Source organism: Stenotrophomonas sp. T8, assembly GCF_051853085.1.
Taxonomy (GTDB): Bacteria; Pseudomonadota; Gammaproteobacteria; order Xanthomonadales; family Xanthomonadaceae; genus Stenotrophomonas; species Stenotrophomonas sepilia.
On sequence record NZ_CP195329.1, the window covers coordinates 3,184,964 to 3,201,197 of the forward strand.

At 65.3% G+C, this 16,234-nt stretch carries 11 protein-coding genes; all 11 read right to left on the reverse strand.

Translation table 11 applies throughout. The features are described from left to right. Positions 1-57: 57 nt before the first annotated feature. A complete protein-coding gene (locus ACSDHM_RS14810) occupies positions 58-4,389 on the reverse strand; it encodes an ESPR-type extended signal peptide-containing protein (protein WP_439426355.1) in 4,332 nt (1,443 codons plus the stop codon). 65 nt (positions 4,390-4,454) lie between these two features. Beyond that, a complete protein-coding gene (locus ACSDHM_RS14815) occupies positions 4,455-5,165 on the reverse strand; it encodes a pilus assembly protein (RefSeq protein ID WP_065197144.1) in 711 nt (236 codons plus the stop codon). 18 nt (positions 5,166-5,183) lie between these two features. Beyond that, the gene (locus ACSDHM_RS14820) at positions 5,184-6,317 is read right to left on the reverse strand and encodes a CfaE/CblD family pilus tip adhesin (protein ID WP_345782200.1); all 1,134 of its coding nucleotides are present in this window, start codon (positions 6,315-6,317) and stop codon (positions 5,184-5,186) included. Further along, positions 6,314-9,040, reverse strand: coding sequence for a TcfC E-set like domain-containing protein (locus ACSDHM_RS14825; protein WP_439426356.1), 2,727 nt, complete (start codon positions 9,038-9,040; stop codon positions 6,314-6,316). Before ACSDHM_RS14825 ends, ACSDHM_RS14820 begins: the two co-directional genes overlap by 4 nt. 51 nt (positions 9,041-9,091) lie before the next feature. Further along, complete coding sequence (locus ACSDHM_RS14830) at positions 9,092-9,601, reverse strand: CS1 type fimbrial major subunit (protein ID WP_151354762.1); 510 nt, start codon at positions 9,599-9,601, stop codon at positions 9,092-9,094. A 281-nt stretch (positions 9,602-9,882) separates the two neighbouring features. Continuing rightward, positions 9,883-10,245: a NirD/YgiW/YdeI family stress tolerance protein gene (locus ACSDHM_RS14835; RefSeq protein ID WP_088497522.1), complete on the reverse strand. Its 363-nt coding sequence runs from the start codon at positions 10,243-10,245 to the stop codon at positions 9,883-9,885. A gap of 238 nt (positions 10,246-10,483) precedes the next feature. After that, complete coding sequence (locus ACSDHM_RS14840) at positions 10,484-11,761, reverse strand: citrate synthase (protein ID WP_061480588.1); 1,278 nt, start codon at positions 11,759-11,761, stop codon at positions 10,484-10,486. Between the two features lie 296 nt (positions 11,762-12,057). Further along, positions 12,058-12,300: a type B 50S ribosomal protein L31 gene (locus ACSDHM_RS14845; protein ID WP_005410871.1), complete on the reverse strand. Its 243-nt coding sequence runs from the start codon at positions 12,298-12,300 to the stop codon at positions 12,058-12,060. 88 nt (positions 12,301-12,388) lie between these two features. Then, positions 12,389-13,327: a nucleoside hydrolase gene (locus ACSDHM_RS14850; RefSeq protein ID WP_005418952.1), complete on the reverse strand. Its 939-nt coding sequence runs from the start codon at positions 13,325-13,327 to the stop codon at positions 12,389-12,391. Positions 13,328-13,722: 395 nt separating this feature from the next. Continuing rightward, positions 13,723-15,834, reverse strand: a complete 2,112-nt coding sequence (gene recG / locus ACSDHM_RS14855; protein ID WP_072168456.1) for an ATP-dependent DNA helicase RecG — start codon at positions 15,832-15,834, stop codon at positions 13,723-13,725. Positions 15,835-15,841: 7 nt separating this feature from the next. After that, positions 15,842-16,228: a RidA family protein gene (locus ACSDHM_RS14860; RefSeq protein ID WP_005418954.1), complete on the reverse strand. Its 387-nt coding sequence runs from the start codon at positions 16,226-16,228 to the stop codon at positions 15,842-15,844. Between the last annotated feature and the right edge of the window lie 6 nt (positions 16,229-16,234).

Consider the following 16,234-nt stretch of genomic DNA (forward strand, 5'->3'; position numbering starts at 1 on the left):
GGCAAGGACCCCGGCGCGGCGGGGCGGATTACGCGCGTCACGCCGGGGCTCCATCGCTTACCAGCCGATGCCGACGCCGACGCCCATGCTGCGCTCACCGCTGTTGGTGAACGCCCCATTGAGGCTGAAGGTGGCCGAGCCCTTCTCGTTGAGCACGCGCTGGTAGCCCACCGCCATCGCCGACTCACCCTCGCTGTAGCCCACGCCCGCACCCAGGCGGTTGTAGGTGGCCAGGCCCGCGGTGTTCATCGCCATCGCGGTCTGTGCGCTGCTCATCGCCGCCATGCGGTTGAAGCGCTTGTCCATCTTGTCCAGGCGACGTTCGAAGTTGCTGATCGCGCCATCGGTATACTCGTTGGCGCGTGCCAGCATCTTCTCCAGTTCAGCGGTGTCGACCTGCGGCTTGGGCGTGTCGTCCTTCTTCGACTTCGGCTGCGGCGCGGGCTTCTCACCTTCGCCGGCCGACGCCACCTGCTGGCCGCCTTCGGCCTGCGGCACCGGCGCTTCCGGTTCGGGCACTGAAGCCACCGCCATTGCCTGCGGCTGCGGCGCATCGATGCGCTCTTCCAGGCCATCGATACGGCCGTTGAGCTGCTGCTGCATCGAATGCAGCTGGCCACCATTGACCGCATCGCGGCTGCCGGCGGCAATCAGGCCATTGGCCACGTTGGAGATGACCATGCCGTGGGTTCCGGCGAGGGTGAGCTGGTTGAGACCGTCGGCGCGGACCGAGGGCGTGTCCTGGAACACGCTGCGCAGCTGCGACTCGACGTGGTTTACGCGCGAGGTGGTGCTGACCACTGCGCCGTCGAGCGCTTCCAATGCACCATTGAGCGTGGGCTGGGACTGGCCCTGCACGGTGAAGCTGGGGCCGACGATGTTGCCGTTGGCATCGACTTCGCCGCCGAGCGCGGACAGCGCGCCGCGCAGCTGGCCGACGGTGGCGGCGTTGTGGTTGGCGGTGCCGTTGGCGATGTTTATGAGGCGGCGATAAGTAGTTGCACTTCCAAATGAAACCACTCCGGCCTCATTCGCCTGAGAGCCTTCGCCTATTGCCAGCGAACCATTCGCTCCTTTACCCACTTTTGCTCCAGCACCGATAGCAATGCCTCCTCGTGCACCACCTCCGGCAATGCCTACCTCCGCTCCAGTACCTAGCGCAAATCCGCTATCGGAATCCTCATGCACGACCGAAGCGCGACCAAGGGCTATGGAATTTCTGCCCAGTGCCTTCGCATGGGTTCCCACTGCAGTTCCTCCATCGTTGCCGGTCTTAGCGAAGTTCCCAATTGCAAGACCAACCGGTCCAGCCTGAGCAGGACCATAGCCTGGAGCGGCACCCACACTGACGTACTGGCTGATGCCTTCCATGGCCGAAACACGGCTGTTGGTCTCATAGAGCTGGCTGCCCCGCACAACATCCGAGCTGTCAGCCGACAGCTTAGCCTCGGCCACTCCAGTCAAACGCGCACCGCCAAAATCGATCGGGCCGCTCGTATCCAATCCACGCATGGCCCGCTCGCCCATCTCCCTCTCCTTGCGCATCGCCTCCAGATCATTTCGATTCTGCGAGATCTTCTGCTCCGCGGCGTACAGCTGATTGCCGGTTACGGCATCACGGCTTCCTGGCGCCACCCGACCGTCAGCCAGATTGGTCAACACCATGCCGTTCGCGCCACTCAGCGCGATCTGGCTCCTGCCATCGCCACGGGCCGAGGGTGAATCCTGGAAGATCGAGTTGAGCTGGCCTTCCACCATGTCCGCACGGCGGCCTGCGGTGGTGACAGCTCCATCGAGCGCCATCAGCGCGTCCTGCACGGTGTTCTGCGTACCACCCTGCACCGAATAGGTCGGGGCAATGATGTTGCCGTTGGCGTCCATCCCTGCGCTGCCACCGAGGGTGGCAAGGGAGTCCTTCAGCTGAGAGACGGTCGTGGCGTTGTGATCAGCGGTGCCGCGGGCAAGATTTGTAATTCGACGTTTGAGACTGTCATTGCCAACAGAAACAGTGTCGCTCTCAGCCACAACGGAACCAGCGCCGAGAGCAACGCCCCCATCTGCACCAGCCTCAACTTCCGAACCGGCGCCAATCGCAATTCCGTCAGTTGCAGCCACATAGGCGCCCGCGCCAAGTGCAAATCCGGCAACCGCTCCGGCTTCCACGCTGGCCGCGCGCCCAAGGGCAACGGAGTTCCTGGCGAGTGCGCCAGCGAATGCACCCAAGGCGACCCCTCCTTCGGAATCGACTGATGCCACAGCACCGTTGCCTATCGCCACCCCGAACTCACCGGCGCGTGCTGAGGCCGCACCAGCTTCATTGCCTGCCCCAAAGAGACGGCTCTTCTCCTCGAGCACTGCTATCTTCAGATTGGAAGAGAACAACTGCCCGCCGTTCACCGCATCACTGCTGCCCGCACCAACGTCTGCGTCGGCAATTCCAGTGATCTTACGATTAGTGCCCAAGCTGTTACGCACATCCAACACCGTTCCGCTGTTCTTCTCACCCAGACGGACATTGCCGTTGGCGGCGATCTGGCTGACCAGTCCTTCCAGAGCGGTGGTGCTGACCAGCGCCTTGGCAGCATCTGCCTTCGCAACCGTTGCATCCGCCTGCGCGGCCGTAGCCGCTTTCTCCACGGCAGCGACCTGCACGTTGGTGGCATTGAGCTGCTTGCCGTTCACAGCCTCGTTGCTGCTGTCATCCAAGTCGCCATCCGCCACACCGGCAACCTTTCGGCTGGCGTTGGCGCTGTTGCGCACGTCCAGTACGGTGCCGCTGTTCTTCCCGCCCAGGCGGACATTGCCGGTGGCGCCTGTCTGGGAGACCAGGCCGGCGAGCGCGGTCGTCTCGGTCAGCGCCTTGGCGGCGTCGGCCTTGGCCGCGTTGGCCGCCGTCTGCGCGCTCGTGGCCGTGCTCTGGGCAGCGGATAGGGCCTGGTTGGTCGCGAACAGCTGATTGCCGGTGATCGCGTCGGTGCTGCCATTGCTGACCACGCCATCGGCAATGTACTGGATCTTGCGCTTGAGCGTAGCGCTGCCCACCGAAACGGAGTTGACCGACGCCGTGACAGAGCCGGCACCCAGTGCCACCGCATTGTCATGGCGGGCGTTGGCCCGATCACCCAGTGCCACGGCACTGGTATTGGCCGATACCGCAAGATTGCCCAGCGCGGTGGCGAACTGCGCCTTGGCCTCGCTGCCACGCCCCAGCGCCGTGGACTGCTTTGCCGTGGCTTTGCTCAGGTACCCGATTGCAGTGGCATGTTCGGCGGCCGCATTGGCGTCACCGCCTACGGCAATGGAGAAGTTTCCGCTGGCAATGGCCCGGAATCCGGTCGCGACCGCGCCGTTCGCGCTGCGCGTGCTTGCACCGATGGAAACGCCGGCATTCTGGCCGGTCACTCGATTGCCCTCCGCATCGACGCCGGCCAGCGCATCGAATCCGAGTGCGACACTGCGGCCGTTGTAGGCCTTGGCATTGTTGCCGATGGCGGTGCTGATGCCGTAGCTGCCCGATTCTGCGACCGCGCCCTTGCCCAGTGCCAGGGTAGTGGCATCGATGCGATTGGTGGCGGACTGCGCAAGCGTCCGAACCGCTGTCAGATCATTCTTCATGGTGCCGACGTTTGCTTCGACCGCACCCAGCTTGCTGTTGGTCGCGTACAACTGTTTGCCCGTGACGGCGTCGGTACTGGCAGCGGTGATCCGCCCATCGGCTACGTTGACGATCCGCCGCTTCTCCTTGTCGCTGCCGACGGAGACGGTGTTCACTTCACTGGCAAGGGAATTTGCACCGATCGCCACTGAATTCTCGCTCTGCGAGAGCGATCCGCTACCGATGGCGATCGAGTTCTGCCGTGTGGCCGAGGCTTTGTTTCCGAACGCGGTAGAGCCGATGCCCTTGCCATAGGCGTTGGCACCGACCACCGTACTGTGCCCCAGCTGGGCACTGGCGTTGTAGCCCACGGCAACACTGTCTACGCCGTTGATGTTGGCCTTGTGGCCCAATGCCGCGTTGTAGTTGCCAATGATCTGGGCCTTGGGACCAAAGGCAGCGTTCCAGGAGCCGTCGTTGTACGAACCTCCCCCCATGATCAGATAGTCCTTGGAGGTGGAGATCTTTGCATTGGCAGAGGTTCTTCCATCCTCACTTTGTCCTGACATGGGCACGCAATAGACGTCCGCCTTGTCCCAATCGAAGGGCGAACATCCCCAGTACATGCTGCCCGCGTTCGCGGAAATGGAGCCGGCCGCAGACATCGATAGTGGAATGACTAGTAGCCGGAGTCTTCTCGGCGATGAGGAACACTGCCTTGCGACAGCCAGCTCGCTCGCTACCACCCAGCACTGGCGTGCAGCATTCCAGATACGTCGATAGATTCGATTCATGGTCTTTCTCCTTAACAGTCTGCGGAAAAGGCATCCCGCGCCAGGCGCGGGACGCAGGGAGGGGATCAACTGGACTGGATGGCCACGTCCTGGACATGCTCGCGATAGCCGTCCTGGCTGAGCCGGTAGCGCAGGCGCAGCGAATTGCCCGGCTGCGGTTGGAACGGCAGGGTGAAATCGGCGTCCGGGTACAGGCTGTGCGAGAGGTCGTGCGGCGTGCAGACGCCGGCGGCCGTACATTCGGCCGCATGGACGATGCCCACGCGCAGGGTGCCGCTGTTGTGCAGCGTGTTGCCGCGCACCTGCAGGTCGACCACGCCATCGGCGGGCACCACGTTCACCAGCGCGCCCCACACCAGGCTGACGCCGACGTCGGCGTGCGCAGCGTCGTCGCTGCTTTCCAGTTCAGTGCCTTCCGGGCCGCGCACACCTTCGAAGTACACGCGATATGCGGTTTCCTTCTGCACCGGCTGCAGGGGGATCAGCCGGATCAGGCGATTGCCACCGCCTGACAGCGCGAACTTTCCGGGCGTGATGGCAATGGCCGAATCGGCAACCTCGATGTCCTGCTCCTGTTCGCGGGGCGTTGCCGGGTTGTCGATGCGGCGCAGGCTGGCCTGTACATACTGCGGGCGGGTGGACTGCGAGTAGACGCGTATCTGCGCACCCCGCTTGGCATCCATCGCGGTTCGCATGGGATGGATGGACAGGTTGGCGTGTGCTGATGGCGCAAGCAGCGCACTCAACGGCAGCATCCAGACGATCAGTTTGTTCATGGCAGGCTCCGTGTGGGATCAGGGTTTGGCGGTGGGTACGCGCAGTTCCACCGTCAGCTCGCCCTCGTAGAGACCGGGGCGCTTGCTGGCGATAGGGGTGGGAGGTGTCAGCAATGTCAGCGGCGTGGGCACGCAATAGACCGGCTGGCTGATGCCGGGCAGCATGACCAGGCGCAGTTCGGCGCTCTCGATGCCATGCAGCAGCTCTTCCACGCCATGCCGCATGCGGATATCGCGCCCGCCGTAGTTCAGGCTGACGTGGTAGTCCAGGCGCTGGCGGTCGTCGCTGCCACCATCGCGATGCCAGACCGCGAAGTCGCTGCCGGGTGGCGGGCGCGGCCCGCTGTCGCGCACGGTGACGCCGAGGAACTCGCTCTGCGAGCCGAGGCCGTCGTAGAGGCACATCTCCAGCTGCTTGCGGCCGCCTACCATCTGCTTGATGGGGTCGTAGCGCAGGTCCATGTTGACCAGCGGCGCAATGGTGTCGAAGGCCGGAAAGTAGATCGAGATCGCGTCGTAATCGGTGACGGTGAATGCAAGATCGAAGACATAGGTCGCCAACAGCGGACCGCCACGGGTTTGACGCAATTGGAGTTCAATCCGCCCTGCCCACGCCCCTGCAACCAAGCGCTTCAGTTCAGAGCTCCGAATGGCAAGAGAGACACCTATTCCGCCGGATATCAGCGGTCGGCATACATCTGGTACAGATGACCAGATCGGATAGATCAGTGAGCCCCAGTGATCCGAAGAGCAGTTAGGGCCATTCAACGGCCTCTTGATGTAGCCGAGTGCATGAATCTCCGTGCGAAGTCCAGTTCGCTGATCAGTCATGTAAAACCAAACGGGGAGCGCATTGCCACGTGCTTCCGGATTTCCAATCACTGGACAGCGTCCGCGGGATGCATCGGTATCGGACAGGCAGACAAGGTGAGAAACTTCATAAGGGGAATCTGGACCTTCCTGAAAGGCCAACAATGTCATCGGCGACCAGAGCACGACTTCGGCTGGGACAGCTGATCGGTCCCAGCTTTCGGTGACTCGACGGGTCTCATCTGTCGGATGTATTTCCGGAAACTTCTGCGCCCACGCTCGTGGCATCAGCACGGCCAGCGCGCACACCAGCATCAACACGAACAACACACGCCGGCTCATGGCGTTCCTCCTGCAGCAGCGGTCTGGGGTGTGGCGGCAATCAGCGCGCGTTCCTGCAGCAGCCGGGTGACGCGGGCCTGCTGGCGGATCTCCGCCGGCAGCTGGGCCACGGCCAGCGGTTCGCAATGCACGGCACCGACCAGCAGCACCACCTGGCGGCGCTCGCGCACCTGCAGCGGGCAGTGCAGCAGGCGGTCGTCCTGCAGCAGGTAGAGCGTTGTCTCGCGACGCGGGAAGTCGGCGACGAAGCCGCCGTTGGCGCTGGTGCCGGGCACCGGCGCGTTGAGGATGCGGGCGCCGCCCAGCGGCGCGCCGGCAAGCGTGCGGGCGGTGCCGATGAAGGTGTAGGTCACTTCGATCGGCACCGGCATGCGCATCAGCCGCCCCGGGGCCAGGAACATCGGGCGCGCACCGCCTACGCCGCTCACGCGGATGGCGGCCATGCTGGTATCGATGCCGGCGTCCTGCAGTTCGGCACGGTGCGACTGGTAGGCGGTCAACGGCAGCAGCCGGCGCTCGCCGATCTGCAGCCGTTGCCGGCCTGCGCCGCTCACCTGCAGTTCGGCCGCCACGCCCTGCAGGTCCAGATCATCGGTGGCGGCTACCTGTACCGCCAGCCCAGCATCGGCGCCGGTGCCTGCGCCCCAGTAGGCCCCCCGCCGGCCCAGCGCGAAGGCGGAGCTGTGCGTGCCGCTGTAAGCGGTCTCGCTGCGGCCATGCTGCTGGTAGTACGCCACGGTGGCGCCGGTCTGTCCGTAGCGGTTCTGCAGCTGCCCGCCCAGCGATGCGCTGTAGCGGTCGTTGTTGTTGGCGCGCAGCTCGGAGGTCAGCTCACGCAACTGCGCGTCCACCTCCTGGCGATAGCTCTGGCCGACGCTGTAGTTGATCTCCGGCCGCTGGTGCTGCGGCTGGCGCATGTCCACCGCGTAGCGGCGCTGGCCGTTGCCAACATGGCTGCGTTGCAGGCGGGTGAAGCTGACGTTGAGGTAGATGCCACGGTCGCGCGTGCGGGTGTCACGGGCACTGTCGTGGCTGTGCTGCTGCCACAGGCCCAGCCGCGTGGAGACGCTGAAATCCTGCCAACGATGGCTGCGGCTGAAGCTGGCCTGCCAGGTGCGGCTGAGCTGCGGCTCACGGTGCGGTTGCAGCGGTTGCGGCGGCAGGAACGGATCCAGTGGCGCCAACGGATCATCGTCACCGGGACGGCTCCAACCGGTGCGCCAGGTCTGGCGCCGGGTGTACCCCAGGTACGCCGTACCACCGGCGATCGGCAGCGAGACCGATCCGCTGAGCGAGTTGGTGCAGCCCAGGCGGTCCCGTGCATCGGCCTCGAACTGGCAGGCCTTGCCGCGCATGCGCTGCTGGTAGATGTTCCAGGAGGCCTTGCGCCGGTATGACAGCTGATGCTGCTGGCCGTGGCTGCCATCGCTGCCGCGCATGCCGCTGAACGTTGCGCGCATCTCCTGCGTGGCCAGCACGCGGCGCAGGTCGATCCGCAGTTCGCCATAGCTGTGCCCGCCCAGGTGGGCGACGCCCGCAGTGGCCGCCAGATCGCGAGCCAATGGCACGCGCGTGCCGGCCACCGTTACCTGCTCACCATCGAAGCGGTCGCTGCGGCGCTCGTTGCGGCGGCCACCCTGCACGAACCACTGCCATTGGCTGTCGGTCCAATCGCCGCCCTTGTCAAAGGGGGCCTCTTCGGTACGCACCAGCACGCCATCCTCGTAGATGCGCATGCGCACCAGGTAGCTGCCGAACGGGAAGTTGCGGGTATCGATCTGGTTGATGCCGGCCTGCAGGTAGTAGGTCTGCAGCAGGCGCTCGCCGTCGAACACGTCCACGCGCGCATCGCGGGCGAGCAGGACCGTCAGTGGCGAGGCCTGCACGGCAGCATCGCTGTCCACGTAAGCCTGGGTGGTGCCCACGCGGGCACCGTCGAAGCGGTCCAGCGGCAGCATGCTGAAACCGAAGGTGCCGCCCTGTGGACTGGACAGGTTGCGGCGGTCCATGCGCCCGGCCTGCAGGTAGTACTGCTGGCCCAGGTCATGGCGGTAATAGACGTTGTCGAATTCGAAATGCGCATCGCCACCGTTGCTGCGGTAGCGCTGCTGGGTGAAGTACCAGTCGGCGGACATATGGCCCCGCTGGAACAGGCCAAGGACGCCGGTGCCGCGCGCACTGAACGACTGGTAGTCGCGCCCACCGGTGAGGTTGAGCACCTGCTGGTGCAGGAAAGCGTTCTCGGCATTGCTGCTGAGCGCGTGGAAGCGTTCCGCGGCGGGCTCGCCACCGATCCACTTGCGCGCCACGAACAGGCGCACGGCGCCCTCGCCTTCGTCATACAGCGCGCGCGCGGCCGCAGGGTCTTCCGGGGGATCCAGATAGCCGCAACCGGCCTCGGCGCCACCGAAGCGGCAGGCCAGGTGGCTGTTGCGTGGCAGCGGCTGCGACAGCGCCGGCAGCAGCGCGGCCTGCGCCTCGGCGGGCAGGTCCAGTGCCTGCAGCACGCGCGCGGGATCTTCCAGCTGCACATGCTCCAGGGTGACGCGCACCGGCGACAGCCCGGCCGAGCGGCCGAACAGCCGGATGTCGAGTTGTTCGGTCTGTCCTTCGACCAGATCTTCGAAACCGGGCGGGACGCCGCGCGCGGCCGCCAGCGGAGTGGACAACGCCAGGGCGAGCGCGACCGCCAGCCGGGTGACGGCGGGGGCGTGTGAGGTCATGAGGGTACCGCTGGAGAAGCGGCCGGCCCGGGAGCCGGGCCGGCGCGGGGATTACGGCGTGGTGGCCTTCTGGTTCAGCACGACGTTGACGATGCCGCTGTAGCGACCCTTGGTGGTGATCGGGGCCGGGGTGGCCTGGGCGATGGTCAACGGCATCGAGATCGAGGCGCCCGGGGTCGAGCCGGCGCCGGTGAACAGGTCGACTGCCTTGTATTCGATGGCGGCGGCACCCAGTGCGCGATTGTTGAGGCTGATGGTCATCGGCACGGTGACGGTGCCGGTCTCATTTGCGAGGGCAAACGCACCGTCGATGCGTGCCTCGATATCCGCGGTGTCATCATTGGAGTGAATGCGCACGCGCTGCGTGTCCGGAATCAGGCCGCGCAGCGGATCGTGGGTCAGCGTGACCAGGTCCGGCAACGGGGTGCCGTCATCACGCAGCAGTGCCAGGGTCGGGTCGACGTCGGCATAGACGGAGATCTTGGTTTCCAGCGCGTGCGCGGACAGCGAAGCGGTGGCCAGCGCTGCCGCGAGCGCGGCCTTCTTGATGATGGCGTGCATGGTTGTCTCTCTCGGACAAAGGGGGAATATGAAAGCTCCCCTCCCCAAGGAGAAAAGGGAGGGAAGCATCGCCCGCGGGGATGGGTGCGGGCGACGGAGAGAATGTTAGAAATCCATTGCCATGCAGGCCATTCAAGCATTCCTAAAACGTTGAACGTTAAGGGGAATTCTTGAATTCGCTCAATGTTTGAGGGTTATGCAATTTCCCTCATCGGTTCAATGCAACAAACCTCATTGCATTGAATTTGTAGAGCCGAACCCACGCTCGGCTGCCGTTCGCTTCAACCTGCAGGCACGACGGTGACGTGATCGACATCGATGTCGGTGGGCTTGAAGCGATGCGTGTCGACCTTGCCACGCAGCTCGACCACGGTGTCGGCACCGATGGCCTGCGGCGGCAGGTCTTCGTCATCGATCTCGACCTCGATCTGGCCGCTGGCATCACGGAACTGGTAGCGCTCGTCACCGATCTTGGCGATGAGGGTGCCACGCAGCACCACCGGATGATCATCGCGCTGCGCACGTGCGTCGGCGACGGTGCTGGCAGCGGCCCCTGCCCCCGGCCCGGTGTACTGCGCGAAGGCCTGCGGGCTCAGCAGGGCCAGCGGCGTGGCGATAAAAGCGATGGCGAGCAGTCGGTTCATGGCGTTCTCCACACAGGGATGAGTACGCACAGGTTCTATCGCCTTCGACGTGATACCCATGCAATAGATCCGAAAAGATGTGAATGCGACATTCATTGTCAGAACGCGTTCAGATCCGGAAGCGGGCTCTTATCGTGCGGACCAACGTTCCGCGGTCGCCATCCGCCGAAGACGATCAGGGCACAAAAAAAAACGCCCCGCGGATGCGGGGCGTTCTCAGCAAATCTGCTGCGGGCGATCAGCCCTGGTAGTCGCGCACGTCGCTGCCGGTGTAGACCTGGCGCGGACGGCCGATCTTCATTTCCGGATCGACCTGCTGTTCCAGCCAATGCGACACCCAGCCGGAAGTACGGCCCAGGGCGAACATGACGGTGAACATTTCGGTCGGGATCTGCAGCGCCTTGTAGATGATGCCGCTGTAGAAATCGACGTTCGGGTACAGCTTGCGGGCGACGAAGTACTCGTCCTGCAGCGCAGCCTGTTCCAGCTTCACGGCCACGTCCAGCAGCGGATCCTGCACGCCCAGCTGCTTGAGCACCTTGCTGGTCATCTCGCCGATGACCTTGGCGCGCGGGTCGAAGTTCTTGTAGACGCGGTGGCCGAAGCCCATCAGGCGGAAGCCGGAGGTCTTGTCCTTGGCCTTGACCACGGCGGACTCGACGTTGTCGGCGCTGCCGATCTCTTCGAGCATCTTCAGCACGGCTTCGTTGGCACCGCCGTGGGCCGGACCCCACAGCGCGGTGACGCCCGCAGCGACCGACGCGTACGGGTTGGCACCGGTCGAGCCGACCAGGCGCACGGTCGAGGTCGAGGCGTTCTGCTCGTGGTCGGCATGCAGGATGAACAGCAGGTCCAGTGCCTTGACCACGTCCGGGTTCAGGTCGTACTGGCCGTCAGCGGACTCGAAGGTCTGCTTCAGGAAGCGGCTGACGTAGTCCAGCGAGGTGTCCGGCTTGTTGGCCGGCAGGCCCTTGCCGTGGCGGTAGATCAGCGCCGACAGGGTCGGCACCTTGGCGATCAGGCGCACGGCGGCCTTGCGGCGCTGCTCGGCGTCGGACAGGTCCAGCGAGTCGTGGTAGATGGCCGACAGCTGCGCGATCGCGGCCGCCAGGATCGCCATCGGGTGGGCATCCTTGGCAAAGCTGCCGATCAGGGTGTTGATCGACTCATCGACGTTGGCTTCGGCGGTCAGCTCATCGGTGAAGGCCTTCAGCTGCTCGGCGCTCGGGCGCTCGCCGTTGATCAGCAGGTAGGCCACTTCGACGTAGCTCGACTTTTCCGACAGCTGTTCGATCGGGTAGCCGCGGTACAGCAGCACGCCCTTGTCGCCGTCGATGTAGGTGATGGCGGACTTGCAGCTGGCCGTCGCGGTGAAGCCGGAATCGTAGGTGAAGAAACCCGTTTCCTTGGTCAGCTTCGCGATGTCGACGCAGTCGTTGCCAAGGGTGGGTTTGATGACGGGCAGAACGACGGACTTGTCGCCGGCGTTGAGCGTGACCTGATCAAGATCGGACACTGTGTGCGCTCCTTCATGGGAAGGCGCCTGCCCAAGCGCATTGGTCAGGCACGTGAATGACGTCCTCGGCCTGTGCCGGGGATCATGTCATTATCGCACAGCAGCATTTGTCGGGTGCTAGACGGAAGTCGTATACGACAGGCGGCCAGACACCGGCCGTTGAGCGGCCCGGATCGGCAAAAGCGTTGTCACACGAACGCAGTGTTCCGTCCATCCAAACGCCCGTTGGGTTGGCGTTGGGGAAAAACAAACGGCCGCGCAGAGCGCGGCCGTCGGTTCGAAGCTGGATCGACAGATCAGCGCGCGTAGCGCTTCTGGAACTTGTCGATACGGCCCGAGGTGTCGATGACCTTGTGCTTGCCCGTGTAGAACGGATGCGAAGCCGAGGAAATTTCAACCTTGACCAGCGGGTATTCGTTGCCGTCTTCCCACTGGATGGTTTCCTTCGTCGCCATGGTGGAGCGGGTCAGGATCTTGAAATCGGAGGTGACGTCATGGAAGACGACGTCGCGGTAGTTCGGATGGATATCGGCCTTCATGGGCTCACACCGTAAATGGGCTGGTGGTCAAGAGCGGCATTATAAGCACCGGTTGCCGCTCGGGGCAACCGGTGCGGGGCAACGGACGTCAGTCCGCGCCCAGGGCCTGGCGCACCAGGGCCTCGAAACGCTGCTGGTCGTAGGCCATCAGCAGATCGCAGTTGTCCGGCTGGCCGGTCTGGCGGTTCCAGTCGACGATGGTGGCGCCGCGGCTGAACGTGCCATTCAGCTCGACGTTCAGCGGCCGCGACTCGACCTGCAGCTGCCCTTCCGGATTCAGCGCCCACGCCATGGCCACCGCATCGGCGGTATACCAGCGGCCGCCCTTGGCATCTTCCGACAGCGCGCGGGTCTTGCGCGAGATCAGTTCGTAGAAGCGGGCGCGATCGGAATCGGCCTGCAGCCATTTCTCGGCGTCCTCCAGCGGCAGGCCGTGGGCAACGGTGGCCTCCCAGTCCGACACCAGCAGGTGCTTGAACGAGGTGAACACCACGTGCGCGGCTTCCGGATCGAAGGCAATGTTGAATTCGGCTGCCGGGGTGATGTTGCCGTGGCAGGTAACCGCACCGCCCATCACCACGATGCGCTTGATGCGCTGGGGCAGGGTCGGGTCCAGCTTCAGTGCCAGCGCCAGATTGGTCAGCGGGCCCAACATCACCAGCATCAGTTCGCCGGCGTGTTCGTGCGACAGGCGCAGGATGGCCAGGGCCGCGTGCTCGGCCTCGGCCTGGCGGCTCGGCGGCGGCAGGTCCACGTCGCCGTAGCCATCACGGCCATGCACGTGGGCAGCGTCAACGGAGGGGTGCAGCAGCGGATCCGGGCTGCCGGCAAACACCGGTACGTCGGGGCGGCCGACGATGTCACAGAGCTTGAGGGCGTTGCGGACGGTGTATTCGAGGCCGACATTGCCGGCGGCGATGGTCAGGGCGACCACGTCGTGCCGTTCATCGGCAAAGGCCATCAGCAGGGCCAAGGCGTCGTCCACACCGGGATCGGTGTCGATCAACAGGGGGATCTTGTGGGTCATTATTGCCGTCTTCAGATCGGCAACGAAGTGTGGACCGGGATGATGACCGTTGCAAGTACGGAGGTTGGGGTTCTGGCAGGGCTGCGCCCTGCACCCGCAGAGGCAGGAGCAACGGCAACGGCAAAAGCTGGTTTCCTGAGCGATGGCGGGGTGGGTCCGGTTGCGGGGGACGCTGCAAGTACGTCCATGTAAGCTCGGTCGCCGCATCCATGCGGCTCACGCCCCCGCAACCGGCCCCACCGCGCCTTCGACAGATCGCTACCGCTCTTGGTAGGTGTCGACCTTGGTCGACATATCCGCGAGATGATCGAAAAGGCTGTCTGTAGCGTCGAACCATGCTCGACTCCCGCGCGCAGCGCGAACGGCAGCCGAGCATGGGCTCGGCTCTACAGGGATCAGGCCGAGGCGTAACGCACCGCGGTGCCGATCCAGCGCTGCACCACGCGATCAGCCAGGGCCGGTTGCTGGGCCAACAGGCGCTCGGCCAATTCATGCACGCCGGGCAGCAGGCCAGCGTCGCGGGCCAGGTCGGCAATGCGGAAACCGGCCAGGCCGGTCTGGCGCGTCCCGAGCAGTTCGCCGGGGCCGCGCAGTTCCAGGTCCTTCTCGGCGATGACGAAACCATCGTTGGTTTCGCGCATGGTCTGCAGGCGCTCACGCGCCATCTGCGAGAGTGGTGCCTGGTACAGCAGCACGCAGCGCGACACCGCCGAACCACGGCCCACGCGGCCACGCAGCTGGTGCAGCTGGGCCAGGCCGAGGCGCTCGGCGTTCTCGATCACCATCAGCGAGGCGTTCGGTACGTCCACGCCCACTTCGATCACGGTGGTCGCCACCAGCAGGTCGATCTCGCCGGCCTTGAACGCCACCATCGTCGCAAGCTTCTCGGCGGCCTTGAGGCGGCCATGCACCAGCCCGACGCGAACACCGGGCAGCAGCGCCTGCAGTGATTCGTAGGTGGCCTGCGCCGGGGTGGCATCCAGCTCTTCGCTTTCCTCGATGAGCGTACACACCCAGTACACCTGCCGCCCTTCCTGGCAGGCAAGTGCGATGCGCTCGATCAGCTCCGGGCGACGATCATTGTTGAGCGCGACCGTCTGCACCGGTGTACGTCCCGGCGGCAGTTCGTCGATCGCCGACACATCCAGGTCCGCGTACTCGGACATCGCCAGCGTGCGCGGAATCGGCGTGGCGGTCATCACCAGCTGGTGCGGCACGCTGTTGCCGCCCGCGCCCTTGTCGCGCAGGGCCAAGCGCTGGTGCACGCCGAAGCGGTGCTGCTCGTCGACGATGGCCAGCGCCAGGTCCTGGAACACCACCGCCTCCTGCATCAGCGCGTGGGTACCGACCACCACCTGTGCTTCGCCGTTGGCGACCTGCTCCATCACCTTGGCGCGCGCCTTGCCGGTGACCTTGCCGGCCAGCCAGGCGATGCGCACACCGAGCGGTTCCAGCCAGCCGCGCAGATTGTTGAGGTGCTGCTCGGCCAGCAGTTCGGTGGGTGCGGCCAACGCAACCTGCTTGCCCTGCTCCACCGCCAGCATGGCGGCCAGCGCGGCCACCACCGTCTTGCCGGAGCCGACGTCGCCCTGCACCAGCCGCAGCATCGGGCTGGGGCGCGCGAGGTCTTCACGGATCTGCTTGAACACGCGTGCCTGCGCGCCGGTCAGCGCGAACGGCAGCTGCTTCAGCAGCGCCTTGGCCAGCTTGCCAGGACCGGCCAGCGGCGGCGCATGGTGTGCCTGCAAGGCAATGCGCTGGCGGCGCAGGCTGAGGTGATGGGCCAGCAGTTCTTCCATCGCCAGGCGACGCTGCGCCGGGTGGGTACCGGCGGCCAACGCGGCCAGATCGGCATCCGGCGGTGGCCGGTGCACGGTCAGCAGCGCGCTGCGCAGCGAAGGCAGGCCCAGGCCATCGAGCCAGCCGCTGGGCAGCAATTCCAGCGTGCTCTCCTCGGGCAGGCGGTCCAGCGCCTGGCCGATCAGCTTGCGCATGGTCATCGGGCCGACCCCTTCGACGGTGGGATACACCGGGTCGAGGCGGTCGCCGAGTTCGGGATCGTCGTTGCGGCCCAGCACCTGGTAGCTGGGATGGACGATTTCCAGGCCGAGGTGGCCGGGCTTGGGCGTGCCGAAGCAGCGCAGCCGGGTGCCGACCGCGAACTGCCCGACCTGCTGCTGGCGGAAGTGGAAAAAGCGCAGCACCAGGGTGCCCTGCCCTTCGTCTTCCACCGCCACTTTCAGCATCGGCCGGTAGCGCATGCCGCGCTCGACCGCGACCACCCGCCCTTCCACCTGCGCCGGCACACCGTTGCGCAGGTCTTCGATGCGGGTCAGCCGGGTCCGGTCTTCATAGCGCAGCGGCAGGTGAAGCCAGAGATCCTGCAGGGTGGCCAGGCCACGCGCCTGCAGCTTGGCGGCCACGGCCGGACCGACGCCGGCGAGCATCGCCAGGGATGCTTCGCCGGACGGTGACAGGACCGGGGTGACCGCCGCCTTGCGTGCCACGTGGCGGTCAGTCGATGACCATCACCGCGTCGACCTCGAAGCTGGCGCCCTTCGGCAGGCCGGAGACTTCGATGGTGGAACGGGCCGGGTACGGGGCCTGGAAGTAGTCCTGCATGACCGCGTTGACCTTGGCGAACTCGCCCAGGTCGGTCAGGTACAGGCCCAGGCGCACGACCTTGTCCAGCGAACCACCTGCGGCTTCGGCCACGGCCTTGAGGTTGTCGAAGGCGCGGCGGGCCTGTGCTTCGACGTCACCGGCGCCGACGATGTCGCCGGTGGCCGGGTCGAGCGGGATCTGGCCGGAGAAATACACGGTGTTGCCGGCGCGCACGGCCTGCGAGTACGGGCCGATGGCGGCGGGAGCCTTTTCGGTGTTGATGATCTGGCGAGACATGGGTCG

What these genes read in the sequence shown, in the direction of transcription:
- ACSDHM_RS14860 (WP_005418954.1), bottom strand. Translation starts at nt 16,228, where the DNA reads ATGTCTCGCCAGATCATCAACACCGAAAAGGCTCCCGCCGCCATCGGC.
- ACSDHM_RS14850 (WP_005418952.1), bottom strand. Translation starts at nt 13,327, where the DNA reads ATGACCCACAAGATCCCCCTGTTGATCGACACCGATCCCGGTGTGGAC.
- ACSDHM_RS14820 (WP_345782200.1), bottom strand. Translation starts at nt 6,317, where the DNA reads ATGAGCCGGCGTGTGTTGTTCGTGTTGATGCTGGTGTGCGCGCTGGCC.
- ACSDHM_RS14845 (WP_005410871.1), bottom strand. Translation starts at nt 12,300, where the DNA reads ATGAAGGCCGATATCCATCCGAACTACCGCGACGTCGTCTTCCATGAC.
- ACSDHM_RS14835 (WP_088497522.1), bottom strand. Translation starts at nt 10,245, where the DNA reads ATGAACCGACTGCTCGCCATCGCTTTTATCGCCACGCCGCTGGCCCTG.
- ACSDHM_RS14830 (WP_151354762.1), bottom strand. Translation starts at nt 9,601, where the DNA reads ATGCACGCCATCATCAAGAAGGCCGCGCTCGCGGCAGCGCTGGCCACC.
- ACSDHM_RS14825 (WP_439426356.1), bottom strand. Translation starts at nt 9,040, where the DNA reads ATGACCTCACACGCCCCCGCCGTCACCCGGCTGGCGGTCGCGCTCGCC.
- ACSDHM_RS14810 (WP_439426355.1), bottom strand. Translation starts at nt 4,389, where the DNA reads ATGAATCGAATCTATCGACGTATCTGGAATGCTGCACGCCAGTGCTGG.
- ACSDHM_RS14815 (WP_065197144.1), bottom strand. Translation starts at nt 5,165, where the DNA reads ATGAACAAACTGATCGTCTGGATGCTGCCGTTGAGTGCGCTGCTTGCG.